Origin of the sequence: Massilia sp. CT11-137, assembly GCF_047302885.1 — a bacterium.
GTDB classification, from domain to species: Bacteria; Pseudomonadota; Gammaproteobacteria; order Burkholderiales; family Burkholderiaceae_D; genus Telluria; species Telluria orientalis.
In genome coordinates this window covers 3330069-3345843 of record NZ_JBKYMP010000001.1, presented here as the reverse complement: position 1 = coordinate 3345843, position 15775 = coordinate 3330069, and the positions used below count along the sequence as shown (strand labels likewise).

Here is a 15775-nt window from a genome sequence, read left to right as displayed (position 1 = left end):
ACGATGCGAAAACGGCTTTCCCTATGTGTAGTGGGCCTGGGTTTGTCCTGGTCGGCATATGCCGCGCCGGAGTCTTCGACTCTGGCCCAGGAAATCAGTGATGGATTTTATTCGCGCATCAACGGCCTTGCTTACGGGCTCTATCAGGATACGCTCTCCTCGCCGCTGAACCCGAACAACAGCCTGGGCATCGCAAGCAACCAGGCCGCGTTCCAGTTCCGCCCCGATTTCAACCTGAAGCTGCGCGCATTCGAATTCGACCTGCGGCCGCGCTTTTACTGGACGCGCTCGCGTATCGACTATCCCGGCATGTCCCCTGACCGGAAGATCGAGCACAAGGTGTTCCTGAACGAGGGATCGATCCGCTTCCGTCCGCACGACCGATTGACGCTGAGCTATGGCCGGGAAAACCTGCAGTGGGGGCCCTCCTCGCTCGTGTCGCCATCGAATCCGTTCAATGCCAACAACGGCAAAAACAACCCGAACCTCGAACAGCCGGGGCTGGATTATGCCCGCGCCGTCTACGTCGCGAGCTCCGCCGTTACCGTTTCGCTCATCGACAACACCGGCAAGGGCCGTCTCGATCCGATCAATCGCTATCGCAAGGCACGCGCCGTCAAGCTGGACTTCACTGGCGACAAGACCTACTTTTCGTTGATCGGATCGAAAGCGACCGGCGAAGGGAGTCGCATTGGCGGTTTCGCCGGATGGAACGTGTCGGACGCGCTGTTGCTGCATGCGGAAGCCAGTGCCGGGCGCAAGTCGAACGGCCCAGGGGTCGCGCCGCGCAACCGGCAGTTGCTTACCGGCGCTTCGTACACCCTGGAAAGCGGCCCGACACTGACAGCCGAGTATTTCTTCAACAAGGATGGCTGCCCCGACGCGCCGATCCAGACGTGCCTGCAGCGCCGGGGCGCATTGCTCGATCCCGTCCTTCCGCTGGCGCGGCGCCGCTACGCGATGCTGCAATTCCTCGACACGAAAATCGCCGGCAAACTCAATCTGACTGCGCGCTACATCCGCAATCTCGATGACGTTTCATCCCAGTTCATCGTCAACGCGGAATACGAACTGGGCGACCATTTGCAGTTATTGGTCGTGCCGGCGCATTACCGCGGGGCGGCGAACAGCGAATTCGGCAGCCTGCTGCACAGATCGGTATTCGTGGGCGCGTCCTACACGTATTAGCGTCTTGCAGAACCATAGGGAGACCATGATGGAATCGACACGCACGTTTGCCATCGTCACGATGGGCAGCGGAGATTACCTCGGCTCGACCGTACGGGACCTGGCACTGGCCAATGCGCTTTGGCGGCGCGGCCACAAGGTCGTGATCTACTGGATGATGGAAGTGAACGCCGAACTCGCCGACCCCGGCATCGCGCACCGCATGCTGTGTCATGGCACGCGCTACCATTTCGCGACGCCGTCCGGATTCCTCGACCAGTGCGTGGGCCGTCTGTTGTTCCTGTTGCCGCGACGCCTGCGCGTACGCACGATTCAGGCGCGCAGCGGTTATGTCGACCGACTGCTGCGCAACCTGATCCATGCGCTCTACGGCCGCCCCGGAGGAGACCGGGGCCTTGCACGGCGTCTGCAACGCCTTCTCGCACGCGATGGGGCCAGCCATGTGTTGATGAGTTTCGCGGCGCTCGGCCCCCTGGCCCTGGCGGCGCAACGGATGAGCACGCACGAGTTCGACTACCTGCTGACATTCCAGGGGGACGAGCAGTTCGCCGCGCATGCTAAACAGTTGGGGCTGCTCGACGAGTTCCACCGCATGCTCAACGAGGCCATCCGTGCTTCCGCCTGGCCATCCGTCGTCGTCAGTGCCGACTACGCGGACCGGATCATCGCGGAGATGGACGTGCCGCGAGACTCGCTCGCGGTCGTGTACAACGGCATCGTGCAAACCGAGCGCAAGGTCAAACATTCGTTCGCGAGCCTGAAGTCGGCCTTTCCTGGCTTGTCGCCGCATTATCCGATCGTCGCCTATGTCGGACGCCAAGACGCCGAGAAAGGCATCGATCTGCTGCTCTACGCAGCCCGGCTGCTGGCCAGGCGGAACACGGCGATGCAACTCGTCATCTGCGGCTCGACGGCGAAAGGCGGCGCCTACCGCAAGGTGTTGGACGATCTGTCCACCCATCTCGATCTGAAGGTCTTTCACGCGGGTTCGATTTCAATCGAAACACGCGACGCGTTGTACGCGCACAGCCATTGCGTGGTCTGTCCGTCTGTCAATCGCGAGCCGTTCGGCCTCGTCGTTGCTGAAGCAATGAGCCATGGTGCCCCCGTACTGGTGCCCGACTATGGCGGCATCGGCGAAGTCATCCGCGACGGCGAGAAAATGGGCGGCCTCCTGTTCAAGGCGTGGGACAGCGGCGATCTCGCCACCCAGCTCGAACGCCTGCTGCTGGACCGCCCGTTGCACCGCCGCCTTGCAGGCAATACCAGGGCCATCGCCAAGCGCTTCACGGTCGACAATATGGTCGATGCCGTACTAAGCCTGCTCGAGACCGCGACCAGGAAAACGGGCGCCTCCGCAGCCGCACGTGATGCGGTGACCGAACCCTGAGGTGGGCGACCCGCCGACCTTGGAAAAGATCGTCAGGTCCTGCTGCCCTGCGGTCAGGTTCACGGTCGCGCTGACGGTTGTCCAGGTCTGCCAGCCGCCCGTGTTCGGCCACAGCCACACGGTGCGGTCCTGGTAGGCCGGCGTCGTCCACAGTTCGGCCGGGCCGGTGCAGCCGTCGTGCTGCTCCTTCTCCCCGGCCTGGCCGCCGGCCGCGCCGTGCAGGTCGAGGATCACGTAGATGCCGCGCCGCTCCGCCTGGGCAATCGCTTCGTCCAGGTAGTGCCACGCATCGGCGCGCAGACTCCCCGGATGCCGCTCGTCTTCCACGAGCGTGTGGATGAACGGCAGGCGCACCACGTTCACGCCGAACTGCGCGAGCTGGTCCCAGTCGGCCGGCTGCATCCAGTTGTCGCGAAACAGCTTGAACAGGCGGTCGCGCTCCGCGTAGCCGAAGCGCTTGTCCAGCACGCCCTCCAGCCTGCATTGCGTGTCGACGCCGTTCGACCCCTGCCCCATCATCCAGCATTCGTTGATCAGCCAGTTGCCGACGTTGGCGCCCTTCAGGTGGATCTCGGTGCCGCCGGCCGTGACCCATTTCGCGCCCTGCGCGTGGATCATCTGCGCCGCTTGCGTGATCGGCACCGCGGGTCCCGGCTCGACCGGGTGCGCCGTGGGCGGGGGCGTCGTGGCGGCCGCAGGAACCGGGGCCGCGGCCGGCGGCACGGCCGCGCCGCCGCCGGCGCCTCCGCAACCGGAAAACAGGACGAGTGCGGCCAGTGCCGCTGTCGTGAGTCGCATGGTCATGTCCTCACAGGCGGTAGTTCAGGCCCAGCAGCACCTGGCGGCCATAGGTCGTGTAGCGCTCGGGCGCATAGGCGCCGCTCGCGAACGGGCTGCCCTGCTTCGTCTGGTATGGCGAGTTGTTCAGGTTATTCACCTGCAGCAGGATCGACAGGCCTTTCAGGCTGCCCTGCTCGAACGCGTAGCCGGCCTGGAAGTCGATCTGCTTCTCGGCCAGGATCTCGCTGAACGAACGCAGTGCGAACAGGCCCGTGACTTCGCCGCGGAACGCGGAGCGGTAGCGCTGGCTGACGCGCGCCGAGAAGCCGTTCTTTTCATAGAACAGCGTCACGTTCGACACGCTGCCCGACAGGCCCGGCAGCTTCTCGCTCGTGCCCGGACCGTTCGGGTGGATCGACGACGCCGTGAGCGAATAGCTGCCGAGGATGCCGAAGCCGTCCAGCGCATGCCACAGCAGCCCGCCTTCGAGGGAGCCGGACAGTTCGAGGCCCTTGACCATGCCACCCTGGCCGTTGGCGGGACGGTTCATCGTGCCGATATTGCTGATCGGGACCGTCTTCGATTGCGTCGGGAAGCCCGTGAAATCGTACGACGTCTGCTGGTTGTAGATGTAGTTGGTGAGGTTTTTATAGAATGCGGCGACGGCGACGTAGCTGCTCCTGGCGAAGTAGTTTTCGAGCGACAGGTCGAACGCGCGGGCGCGCCACGGTTCCAGCGTCGGATTGCCGCCGCTGCCGCTCCATTCGCGCGTCGTGTCGCTGATGCCGCCCGACGCGCCGGCGCGCATGTCCTGCATCTGCGGACGCGCCACCGTCTTCGCGGCGCCGAAGCGCAGCGCGGTGCGGTCGACGAAGTGGCTCAGGTCGAAGTTCAGGTTCAGGCTGGGCAACACGTCCCGGTAGTCGCTGCCGCCGTGCAACGGCGTGATCTTGTCGCCGTCCACCGCGAGGCCGTCCGATCCCTGCTTCACGCCGATCACCTGTGCACCCAGGTTGCCGCGCACGGGGACGGGACCGAGGTCGGTGTCGATGCCCAGCCTGGCGTAGCCGGTGGCGACCTTCTCTTCCACGCTCCAGTTCTGGATCGCGAGGTCGGCGCTGCGCGCGGCCTGCTGGTCGTAGTACCTGGCCAGCACGCCCAGCGTGTCGTACGTGAGCACGGCCGGGATGCCCGCGAACGACAGCGACGTGGACGGCTTGACCAGGTCCGGCGACACCGACACCGGCGCGTGGTTATTCTTCAGGAAGTAGTAGTTGTTGATGTCCGAGTGCTTCTTGTCGCGCTTCGAGTAATTCAGGCCGCCCTCGACATAGCTGAACATGCCGACCAGGCTGCGCTTCGCCGAGACTTTCAGGGAGCCCAGCGTGTCGTCGACCTTCGGACGGTGCATGTCCGCATCCTTGCCCCAGCCGCCGACGTCGGTCAGCTTGATGAGGGACGGGTTCGTGAAATCCACGCTCGGCGTGAATCTGGGGATGCCGTCTTCGACCGGGATCCTGAACTGGAAATTGTTGTCCGTGATGCCCGACCCGGCCGGGCCGAGGCCGGCGTAGGTTTCCAGTACCTGCTCGTGGCGCCTGGCCTGCGAGTACGACAGGTCGCCGATGAATTCCCATTCGCCCGTCCGGTACTTGTTGTTCCAGCCGAGCGCGCTCAACGTGTCCTTGCGGGTGTTGTAGTCGTTGCGGGCGATCGGTTCCAGGTTCACCAGCGTCCCGCCCGTGAGGAGTTTCACGTTGCCGATCGTCTCGATCTGCGGATCGCGGTAGGTCACCGCGCTCCACTGGTGCGAGTTCCACATCATGCCGCGCATGATTTCCGTCTGGTCGAATTGCGAGTAGTACAGGTCGAGCGTGCTGCGGAATGCACGCGAAGGCTTGTAGTCCAGCACGGCCATCAGGCCGTCGCGCACCTGCTTGCGCGAGGTCGCCGTGACTTCCGCGCCTTTAAGAGCCACCACATCGGCATTCCCGGGCGGCAGGTTGTTCTGGTCGCCCCACCACCAGGCCTTGTATTCCTTCTGCTGGCCCGGCGAATTCAGGTGCGCGTAGCCGACGGCGACACCCAGCGTGTTGCTCATGAACTGGTCGATGTAGGCGAAGCTGACGCGCTGGCCCCAGGCCGACGATTCGTCGTTCAGCTTGCCGTTACCGTTGCGCTCGCCGCGCACGTTGAACGCCAGGGCGCGCTCGCGGCGGTCGAGCGGACGCACGGTCTGCAGGTCCACCGTGCCGGACAGGCCCTGCCCCACGAGCGACGCATCCGGCGTCTTGTACACGGTGACGCCGTTGATCAGCTCGGACGGATACTGGTCGTATTCGGCGCCGCGGTTATTGCTCGTGCTGACCAGTTCACGCCCGTTCATCAAGGTGCCGGCGAAGTCCGGCGACAGGCCTCGCAACGAGATCACCTGGGCGCGGCCCGCCACGCGCTGGGCCGTGAGCCCCGGCAGGCGTGCGATCGATTCGGCGATCGACACGTCCGGCAGCTTGCCGATGTCCTCGGCCGTGATCGCTTCGACGATCGAATCGGATTCGCGCTTGATGGCCATCGAACTCTCGATGCTGCCGCGGATGCCGGTGACGACCACGGTGTTCGCGGTGGCGTCTTCCATGGTTTGCGCGGCGGCTGCGCCACCCCACAGCAGCGCGGCGCAGGCGGCGGCGATCGGGGTGATGGTCAGGATGCGTTGCTGGGGGCGGACTTTGCCGGGTCGGTGCATGGTGTCTCCTCGTTGTTTGAACTAATGTGATCCTGGAAGCGCCTCCATCCGCGCGAATGGAAACGTTGCCACTCCGTGACGCACGCTGGACGCGATTGCGTCGTCTTCCTCTTGCGACGCGTCCGATCAGCCGTGTGCGACTGACAAATTGGAAACGTTGCCAAACTCGATGAAAAAAATTTGGAAACGTTGCCAAATTCAGGGGCATTGTCTGCTGAGAATGAATCCAATGTCAATACTTGTGTGTGATCGGATAACAACAGCAAGCGAGCAAAGAAAAAGCCCCTGCAATCAGGGGCTCTTCTCCACGCATTTACCTCGACCTGGCCCGCGCCGCATGCAGCTTGCGGTAACTGTCCATCAGGCGATGATGCCGGTCGAGCCCTTCCAGCTTCATGCTCGTCGGGGTCAAGCCGTGAAAGCGCACGCTGCCGTCGACCGAACCCAGCACCGCGTCCATGCGCGGATTGCCGTACATCCGGCGGAAATTGGTCACGTAGTCGTCCAGCTCCAGCTCGTCGTCCAGCACCACCTCCAGCACCACGTTCAGCGCTTGGTAGAACAGACGCCGCTCGACGGTGTTGTCGTTATATTGCAGGAAGGCGCCCACCAGTTCGTGCGCCTCCTCGAACTGCTGCAGCGCGAGATGGATCAGCAGCTTCAGCTCGAGGACCGTCAACTGGCCCCACTCCGTGTTCTCGTCGAACTCGATGCCGATCAGCGTGGCGATGTCCGAATACTCGTCCAGCTCATTGTTTTCCAGGCGATCCAGCAGCGCGGCCAGGGCGTCGTCGTCCAGGCGGTGCAGGTTCAGGATATCTGCGCGGAACAGCAGCGCCTTGTTGGTGTTGTCCCAGACGAGATCCTCGACGGGATAGATTTCCGAAAAGCCGGGCACGAGGATCCGGCACGCCGTGGCGCCCAGCTCGTCGTACACCGCCATGTACACTTCCTTGCCCATCTCCTCGAGAATCCCGAGCAGCGTCGCGGCTTCCTCGGCATTGGCGTTGTCGCCCTGCGCGGTGAAATCCCATTCGACGAAATCGTGGTCCGCTTTGGCACTGAAAAAGCGCCACGACACCACGCCGCTGGAATCGATGAAGTGCTCGACGAAATTGTACGGCTCGGTCACGGCTTCGCTGGCGAAGGTCGGCTGCGGCAGATCGTTCAGGCCCTCGAAACTGCGGCCCTGCAGCAGTTCGGTCAGGCTCCGCTCCAGCGCCACCTCGAAGCTCGGGTGCGCGCCGAACGAGGCAAATACGCCGCCCGTCCGCGGGTTCATCAGGGTCACGCACATGACGGGATAGGCGCCGCCCAGCGACGCATCCTTGACCAGCACGGGAAAGCCCTGCGCTTCCAGTTCCTGGATCCCGGCCACGATGCCCGGGTATTTCGCCAGCACTTCCTGCGGCACGTCCGGCAGCGCGATCTCGCCTTCCAGGATCTCGCGTTTCACCGCACGTTCGAAAATCTCCGACAGGCATTGCACCTGCGCTTCGGCGAGGGTATTCCCGGCGCTCATGCCATTGCTGGCGTAGAGGTTCTCGATCAGGTTGGACGGGAAATAGACCGTCTCGCCGTCGGATTGCCGCACGTAAGGCAGCGACACGATCCCGCGCGCGACGTTGCCCGAATTGGTGTCGACCAGATGCGAGCCGCGCAGTTCGCCTTCCGGGTCGTAGATGGCGCGGCAGTACGCATCGAGGATCTCGTCGGGCACCGCATCGTCGGGGCCGGGCTGGAACCAGCGCTCGTCCGGATAATGGACGAAGGCCGCGTTGGCGATTTCCTCGCCCCAGTAGCTGCCGGCATAGAAATGGTTATTGCTGATGCGCTCGATATACTCGCCCAGCGCGGACGCCAGTGCGCTTTCCTTGGTCGCGCCCTTCCCGTTGGTAAAACACATCGGCGAGTGCGCGTCGCGGATATGCAGCGACCACACGTTCGGCACGATGTTGCGCCAGGATGCGATTTCGATCTTGATGCCGAGGCCGGCCAGCAGCCCGGACATATTGGCGATGGTCTGTTCCAGCGGCAGGTCCTTGCCGGGAATATAGGTGGCCGCGTCGGCGGCAGGCTGCAACGTCAGCAACGCCTGCGCGTCGGCATCCAGGTTCTCGACTTCTTCGATCACGAACTCGGGCCCGGTCTGCACCACTTTTTTCACGGTACAGCGATCGATCGAACGCAGGATCCCCTGGCGGTCCTTCTCCGACATGTCCGGCGGCAGCTCGACCTGGATCTTGAAGATCTGCTTGTAACGGTTCTCCGGGTCGACGATGTTATTCTGCGACAGGCGAATATTGTCGGTGGGGATAGCGCGGGTGTTGCAGTACAACTTCACGAAGTACGCCGCGCACAGGGCCGACGAGGCCAGAAAATAATCGAACGGGCCCGGCGCCGAGCCATCGCCCTTGTAACGGATCGGCTGATCCGCGATGACCGTGAAGTCATCGAACTTGGCTTCCAGACGCAGCTTGTCGAGAAAGTTGACCTTGATTTCCATCGGAGATTCCTAGTATTTCAACACAAAGCCCCGTGAATACAGGGCTTTGCAGGGTAAGGCACGCATCTTACCCGATCCATTGCCCGCGGGCGAATGCAGGGCCTCGGAATGCATTGACACGAGCACGGAAATCGTACAGACTCGACAAGATGTTAGCGCTATTGGTTTGATGGTACAGAATGTTATAGACCTGCACCGACGGCGATGACACACCAAGACTATCCAAGGAGACTTGTATGAACACCAGTGCCGTCGAGAGCACGAGTACCATCCAGGAGGCGGAAAACACCCGCCTCATCGTCCTGATCAGCTGCGTCGCCACGATCGGCGGCTTCCTGTTCGGATTTGACAGCGGCGTCATCAACGGCACCGTCGACGGCCTGAAGCAGGCTTTCCATTCGACCGACGCCGAACTCGGCTTCGAAGTCGCGTCGATGCTGCTGGGCTGCGCGCTCGGCGCCTTCACCGCCGGCCGCCTGGGCGACCTCTGGGGCCGCCGGACCGTGCTGCTGATCTCGTCCGTGATGTTCCTGTTGTCGGCACTGGGCGCGGGCTTTGCAACGAGCTCGGTCATCTTCGTCGCCGCGCGCGTGCTGGGCGGCTTCGCGGTCGGCGCGGCCAGCGTGATGTCGCCGGCGTACATCGCCGAAGTGGCATCGGCCCGCTACCGCGGCCGGCTGGCGACGGTCCAGCAGATCGCCATCATCAGCGGCCTGTTCTGCGCCTTCCTGAGCAACTATTTCTTGGCGCACGCGGCCGGCGCCTCGACCGGCGTGCTGTGGCTGGGACAGGAGGCATGGCGCTGGATGTTCTGGATGATGGCCATTCCGTCCGTGCTATTCCTGCTGTTGCTGCTGACGATCCCGGAAAGCCCGCGCTTCCTCGTCGCGAAGAAGCGCAAGGACGAAGCACTGGCCGTGCTGCAACGCCTGTACGGCGCAGCCTCGGCCCGCGCGAAGTTCGCCGCAATCGACGTGTCGCTGGCCGAAGACCACCACCGTCCGCGCCTGTCGGACCTGGTCAACAAGACGACCGGCAAGCTGCGCCCGATCGTGTGGGTCGGCATCGGCCTGGCGACGTTCCAGCAGCTGGTCGGCATCAACGTGGTGTTCTATTACGGCGCGGTGCTGTGGCAGGCCGTGGGCTTTTCCGAAAGCGATGCCCTGCTGATCAACGTCCTGTCGGGCGGCCTGAGCATCGGCGCCTGCATCGTCACGGTATTCCTGATCGACCGCATCGGCCGCAAACCCCTGCTGTGGATCGGCTCGGCCGGCATGGCGGTGACGCTCGGCATCGTGACGTTCGCCTTTGCCAGCGCCTCGCTCGACGCGAACGGCAAGCTGGCCCTGTCCGGCACGATGGGCGTGGTCGCCCTGGCCGCGGCGAATATCTACGTGATCTTCTTCAACATTTCCTGGGGTCCGGTGATGTGGGTCATGCTGGGCGAGATGTTCCCGAACCAGATCCGCGGCTCGGGCCTGGCGGTCGCCGGCGCGGCCCAATGGACGTCCAACTTCCTGATCACGGTGACCTTCCCGATGCTGCTCGCGAGCATCGGCCTGGCGGGCGCTTACGGCCTGTACACCGTGGCCGCAGTGATCTCGGTCTATTTCGTGCTGCGCTACGTGCATGAAACGCGCGGCAAGGAACTGGAGCAGATGGAAGGCTGATCGCGCGCGGTAGCCCCCAACCAAAAGGTCGTTGATGAGCGCATCCGCATCATCAACGACCTTTCGTTTTTTCCGGGACTACTTGAAGCGATCGAAGAAGGCCTTGGACTCCTGCGCCGAAAAACCGGGGTACCAGTGGCCACCCGTCTCGGTGCCGCACCAGACTACGGGCTTGCCGCTGTCGCAGCCCTGGTACTCCACGCAGCCGTTACTCCCGACGGGCACTGTGGCGGCACTGCAGCTATTGCGCTTGAGGAAAACATCGCGCGCCTCCATCCCCGCCGAGTACGGCACGGTGTTATCGTCCTTGGCGTGGATGAACAGCGCCGCCACCTTGTAGGAAGAACCGGCACAGCCGCTCCAGAGCGAACCGGCCATGGGCACGATCGCCCGCACCACGTCGCCCATCTGGCATCCGATGGCGTTGGACATCATGCCGCCAAAGCTGAAGCCGGTAGCAAAGACACGCCGAGGGTCGGTGCACGTGCCCTGCTGGACGTCGCCGATCATGGCGCGCAGGAAGCGAATGTCGCGGTCGCCAGTGTTGGCCCACCCCTTGTCCAGGCCCTGCGGGGCAATAAAGATCGCATTGTCGCCGTACAAATTCTTCAGACCAAAAAAGCCGCTCCAACCGTAGACATCGGCGGCGCTGCCATCGCGCCAGTGCAGCCCGATGATCACGGGATAGGCCTTGTTGCGGTCATAGGTGGCCGGTAGTTCGATCCAGTAGCTGCGCTCGGTACCGTCGCTGGTGAGCGAATGCATGCCGGTGGTCAACTTGGAACCGCTGCCGCAGCCCGCGGTGCTCACAGGCGGCACGGCGACGGGAGGTGCGGATGGCGAGGCTGGTGTCGGTGTTGACGTGCTCGTGGCGCCTGTGCCTCCGCAAGCAACAAGCGTGGTGAAGAGTAACGCGGGCCAACCATGTCTCATCTGTTCTCCTTGTTTAAGCAAAACCCGTACGGTTCGGAGATGCGAACGAGCACACGCCCGATCAGTGCGAAGCCACTCGTCGCCTCGTTTTTTCGCCTGATTCTAATGGCCGTGATCGTGGGGGTGTTTTACGTTTTTCGCCAATAGCCGACATGTTTTCGAACTGTCTGGAAAGCGAAAGCTGGTGTTTGGAGAGCAAGAAGGGAAATAAACAAGCCTTGTAAAAACAGGACTTCAAGTTAGAGGACTTCAAGTTAGCCAGCAAGCCGGTCTCAAGCAAATGGCCGCCCCTCGCCGAAGGCTGCGGCGGCAAACCGCTCACCCATCAGCGCGTGCGTCGCACCATCCGGATGCAGGCCGTCGGGCAGCGGCAGGCGGGCATGGTCCTCGTCGCCGTACAGGACGCGCCCGTCAAGGTAATGGATGTTCGGGTCGCCGAAGCGCCGTTGCGTCTCGGCGCCGGCGTGGGGCTGGGCATGACGCTCGCGCGCCGCGCCGCCACTGGCATGCATTCTTCTGGAAAAAAGCCCGCCAAGACGCAGCGGGATTTTAATGAACTGCAAAATTAGGCTTTCGAAAGGAAACTCACTCCCCCTTCGATTTTCAACAGCTGGGGTAACGTGCTGATCCCACTAAAAATGTCAATCGCACAGCCGAAGTCATGCCATGTTCGATACTTTGCCGGGTCGTGATACTAGGCCGGCGCCGGCGCCGGATCGAGCAGCTGGCGCCGGCCCGGCCGGCCGTGCCAGTATCCCGCGTCCGGCATGGCCGGCTTCTTGTCCAGGATGACGGGCCAGACTGCCGCATAGTGGGCGTTGAGTGCGACGAACTCCTTCTGTTCCAGCGGCACGTTCGCTTCGAAAAAAATCGCGTCGACCGGACAGGCGCTCACGCACATCTCGCAGTCGATGCATTTTTCGGGATGAATGACGAGGAAGTTCGCTCCTTCGTGGAAGGCTTCCGCGGGGCAGACTTCCACGCAATCGGCATGTTTGCAGTTGATGCAGCTTTCGGTGACCACGTACGTCATTGCGTTGCCTCTTCAAGGTCAGGATGGTCGGGACGCCACCGCTTCGGGCTCGATATGCAGCGCGAGCAGAAAGCGCGACACCATGTTGTAGGTGGCGATCACGCCGACGAGTTCCACCACGTGCTGGTGGTTGCCCAGCGCGGCGATCGCCGCCGCGAACGTGGCGTCCGCAGTCCGCACGTCGCGCGTCATTTCGAACGTCAGCCGGACGACGGCACGTTCGCTCGCATCGAACAGGGCCGGGTCCGGCATACCGTATTCGAGCCGCTGCAACGCGGCCAGTTGCCGGGCGGTGCCGCCGGCCTTCATGAACTCGGGGGCGTGATGGTGGAACTCGTAATCGGCGCCGTTCAGGACGGCCACCAGGCAGATGGCCAGTTCGCGCAGCCTGGGCGACAAGCCGAGGCCGGTTCTGACCTCGCCCAGGAAGGCGTTCCAGCCCCTCGCGAACGCCGGGCTTTGCAGCAGCATGCGGTCGAGGTTCAGCAGGCGTCCGCCGCGGCGGGCGAGGATGGCGTCGACAAGATCCTGTGGCGCATCCGGTCCGGGCGCCGCATAGGGAATACGGGACATGGTGTCGTTCCTTTGCATTTCAGTGATGCGGTGGTCAATGGTCGCCTGCGCGTCGGCCGGCGATGGCCGCGTCGATAGCCTCGCCCAGCCGCAGGACGATGGCGTCGATGGCCGCGGCGTCGCAGATGAACGGGGGCGCCAGCAGTACATGGTCGCCGGCGCGGCCGTCGATCGTTCCGCCCATCGGATACACCATCAGGCCGCGCTGCATGGCCGCCGACTTGATGTCGGCGTGGAGGCGCCGTCCCGGATCGAAGGGCAGCTTCGAGCCGCGGTCCGCCACCAGTTCGACGCCCCAGAACAAGCCGCGGCCGCGGATGTCGCCGACATGGGGATGATCGCGGAAACGCGCATGCAGGGCCCGCTCCAGCTGCGTCCCGCGGGCCTGCACGTTGTCGAGCAGGCGCTCCTCGCGGACCGTGCGCTGCACGGCCAGCGCGGCGGCACAAGCCAGCGGATGGCCTACATACGTGTGACCGTGCTGGAACATCCCGGACCCCTTGGCGAACGTATCGTAGACGTGCCCGGCCACGAACGTCGCGCCGATCGGCGCATATCCCCCGCCCAGGCCCTTCGCCACCGTCATCAGGTCGGGGGCCACGCCGTCCTGCGCGCAAGCATGCAGCGTGCCGGTACGTCCCATTCCGCACATGACTTCGTCGAGGATCAGCAGGATGCCGTGCTCGGTGCAGATGTCGCGGACCCGCGCCAGGTAGCCTGGCGCCGGCGGGACGGCGCCGAGGGTGGCGCCGACGACGGTTTCGGCGACGAATGCGATGACGTTGGCGGCACCCAGTTCGTGGATCTTCGCCTCCAGCTCGGCGGCGGCGCGCGCGCCATATGCCTCGCCGGTCTCATGCGGGTGCCGGTAGCGGTATTCGTAGCAGGGATCGATGTAGTGATTCTCGACGAGGATGGGCGCGAACTGGGCGCGCCGCCAGGCATTGCCCCCGACCCCGAGCGCCCCGAGCGTATTGCCGTGGTAGCTCTGGCGCCGCGAGATGAAGTAGCGGCGCTGATGCTCGCCGCGCTCCACGAAATACTGGCGCGCCATCTTCAGCGCCGCCTCGACGGCCTCGGAGCCGCCCGACACCAGATACACATGCGACATCCCGGACGGCGCCTGGGCCAGCAATTCCTCGCCCAGCGCCTCGGCGACGTCGGTCGTGAAGAAGCTCGTGTGGGCGTAGGCCACCTGGTCCAGCTGCGCGTGCAGCGCGGCCAGCACCGCTGGATGCTGGTGGCCGAGGCAGGACACGGCCGCCCCGCCGCTGGCGTCGATATAGCGCCTGCCCGCCGCGTCGATCAGATGGATGCCCTCGCCGCCGACGGCGCGCGGATACGCGTGGTGAATTTGCCGATGCAGTAAGCGCGTCATGTCAGGTTCCCGTGCTCAAGGTGCCGATATCCCCTGCGCCATCGCCGGCGGTGGCGGCGTGGGCCTGCGCCCGCGGCGCGGCAATCGGGATCACGCGGTGGGGCTCGTCTTCCTCGGTCTGGAAGAAGAACCGCTCCTCGCCGAAGGCCGGCACCAGGTCGTCCAGCCAGGTGGCTTCGGGATCGAACTTCGCGTAGAACGGTCGCCGCGCCCAGTCCGGATTGCGCGCCTGGAGGAATTGAAGGGCGAAGACCTTTTCGCCGCCGATCGTGACGATGCCGTCGATCGCCACCTTGCCGGGGAACGCGCTCATCGACGGCCCGCGCACCGTGCGCGCCAGCCCCGACACCCGCTGGTAAGCGGCCTGGAAGGTCTCGTACGCCTTGGCCAGCGGCAGGCGGAAGTAGTGGCTCGGACCCGTATCGCGCTCCACGAACATGTAGTACGGGATGGCGCCCAGCCGCACGCCCGTGGTCCACAATTCCGCCCAGCCGGCCGGATCCTCGTTGATATGGCGGATCAGCGGCGCCTGCATGCGCAGCGTTGCGCCCGATCCGACGATCCGCTTGACGGCGCGTTGCGCGATCGCCGGACGCAGTTCGGCCGGGTGGTTGTAATGCCCCATGACGGACAGGTTCTTGCCGGCGTCGACCACCTTGCGGAACAGCTGGAGCAGTTCATCGGCATCCTTGTCCGTGACGAAGCGGTGCGGCCAGTACGAGACCGACTTCGTGCCGATACGGATATTCTGGATGTGCGCCAGCTCGGGCGCCAGTAGCGGCTCGAGGTAGCCGGCGAGGGCGCGGGTACTCATGATCAACGGGTCGCCGCCGGTGATGAGCACGTCCGTCACTTCGGGGTGCAGCTTCAAGTAGCTGACCAGTTCGTTCGATTCCTTCGCATCGAACTTGAGATCGTCCATGCCGACGAATTGCGGCCAGCGGAAGCAGAACGTGCAATACGCATGGCAGGTCTGGCCGGCGCTGGGGAAGAACAGCACCGTTTCCTTGTACTTGTGCTGCAGGCCGCGCAGCGGCACGCCGTCGATGGACGGCACGTTGTGCGTCATCTGGCCCGCCGGGTGCGGATTCATGCCAAGCCGCAGACGGCGCACCTCGCGTTCGATGGCGACTTCGTCCTGCTTGACCAGCACCAGGTCGCGCAGCAGCGCATAGTCCTCGGGCGCCAGCATGTCTTCGTGCGGGAACGTCAGTCGATAAATCGGATCGTCCGGCACGTTGTCCCAGTTGATCAGTTCATCCATCACATACTGGTTCGTGCGGAACGGCAGGACGCGGGATACCACCAGCACGGCTTCCTGCAAATGCGTGGGCATCGCCGCCCATTGCGGCGCCTGCTGGATCGTGAGTCGGGTGTAGGGCTTGAATCGGGGTGCGGCAACTTCGACTAGCATGTCTTCCTCCATGTCCCATTGATAATTTGCGATGGCACTGCGTACTGGCAGTGCAATGCTTTGATTGAACGCAAACATCAAAGCAGCTTCGCAATGCAAAAATTCGAAGTACGTAAGATTGGCTTGCAGCAGTGCTTAGTATTCGTTCAAAGACCCTGTGGCACAAA

At 63.8% G+C, this 15775-nt stretch carries 12 protein-coding genes; 3 read left to right on the top strand and 9 right to left on the bottom strand.

Features of this window, described 5'->3' with window-relative positions; all coding sequences use genetic code 11:
• Window positions 1–3: 3 nt before the first annotated feature.
• Both ACEN98_RS15090 and ACEN98_RS15085 read left to right on the top strand, forming a co-directional pair.
• Complete coding sequence (locus ACEN98_RS15090) at window positions 4–1188, top strand: hypothetical protein (protein ID WP_413385609.1); 1185 nt, start codon at window positions 4–6, stop codon at window positions 1186–1188.
• A 25-nt stretch (window positions 1189–1213) separates the two neighbouring features.
• Window positions 1214–2578 carry a glycosyltransferase family 4 protein gene (locus ACEN98_RS15085; protein WP_413385608.1) on the top strand — a complete coding sequence of 455 codons (1365 nt, stop codon included), beginning with the start codon at window positions 1214–1216 and terminating at the stop codon, window positions 2576–2578.
• Here the strand turns inward: ACEN98_RS15085 and ACEN98_RS15080 are convergent.
• The 3 genes from ACEN98_RS15080 to ACEN98_RS15070 form a co-directional block, all read right to left on the bottom strand.
• Window positions 2504–3376, bottom strand: a complete 873-nt coding sequence (locus ACEN98_RS15080) for a cellulase family glycosylhydrolase (RefSeq protein ID WP_413385607.1) — start codon at window positions 3374–3376, stop codon at window positions 2504–2506. The genes ACEN98_RS15085 and ACEN98_RS15080 overlap by 75 nt on opposite strands.
• A 10-nt stretch (window positions 3377–3386) precedes the next feature.
• On the bottom strand, window positions 3387–6101 hold the full coding sequence (locus tag ACEN98_RS15075) for a TonB-dependent receptor (protein ID WP_413385606.1): 2715 nt from the start codon (window positions 6099–6101) through the stop codon (window positions 3387–3389).
• 313 nt (window positions 6102–6414) lie between these two features.
• On the bottom strand, window positions 6415–8607 hold the full coding sequence (locus ACEN98_RS15070) for an OsmC domain/YcaO domain-containing protein (protein WP_413385605.1): 2193 nt from the start codon (window positions 8605–8607) through the stop codon (window positions 6415–6417).
• A gap of 236 nt (window positions 8608–8843) precedes the next feature.
• Here ACEN98_RS15070 and ACEN98_RS15065 point away from each other — a divergent pair, with 236 nt between their 5' ends.
• The gene (locus tag ACEN98_RS15065; RefSeq protein ID WP_413385604.1) at window positions 8844–10277 is read left to right on the top strand and encodes a sugar porter family MFS transporter; all 1434 of its coding nucleotides are present in this window, start codon (window positions 8844–8846) and stop codon (window positions 10275–10277) included.
• A gap of 78 nt (window positions 10278–10355) precedes the next feature.
• Here ACEN98_RS15065 and ACEN98_RS15060 read toward each other — a convergent pair whose 3' ends face one another.
• The 6 genes from ACEN98_RS15060 to ACEN98_RS15035 all read right to left on the bottom strand — a co-directional run bounded on the left by ACEN98_RS15060 (window position 10356) and on the right by ACEN98_RS15035 (window position 15608).
• A complete protein-coding gene (locus ACEN98_RS15060; protein ID WP_413385603.1) occupies window positions 10356–11042 on the bottom strand; it encodes an alpha/beta hydrolase family esterase in 687 nt (228 codons plus the stop codon).
• Window positions 11043–11482: 440 nt separating this feature from the next.
• Entirely contained in the window at window positions 11483–11773 is a 291-nt protein-coding gene (locus ACEN98_RS15055) for a hypothetical protein (protein ID WP_413385602.1), read from the bottom strand.
• Between the two features lie 131 nt (window positions 11774–11904).
• Window positions 11905–12243, bottom strand: a complete 339-nt coding sequence (gene fdxA, locus ACEN98_RS15050; RefSeq protein WP_413338179.1) for a ferredoxin FdxA — start codon at window positions 12241–12243, stop codon at window positions 11905–11907.
• An 18-nt stretch (window positions 12244–12261) separates the two neighbouring features.
• Window positions 12262–12816, bottom strand: a complete 555-nt coding sequence (locus tag ACEN98_RS15045) for a carboxymuconolactone decarboxylase family protein (RefSeq protein ID WP_413385600.1) — start codon at window positions 12814–12816, stop codon at window positions 12262–12264.
• A 34-nt stretch (window positions 12817–12850) separates the two neighbouring features.
• A complete protein-coding gene (locus tag ACEN98_RS15040; protein WP_413385599.1) occupies window positions 12851–14194 on the bottom strand; it encodes an aspartate aminotransferase family protein in 1344 nt (447 codons plus the stop codon).
• A gap of 1 nt (window position 14195) precedes the next feature.
• Window positions 14196–15608, bottom strand: coding sequence for a KamA family radical SAM protein (locus ACEN98_RS15035; protein ID WP_413385598.1), 1413 nt, complete (start codon window positions 15606–15608; stop codon window positions 14196–14198).
• Between the last annotated feature and the right edge of the window lie 167 nt (window positions 15609–15775).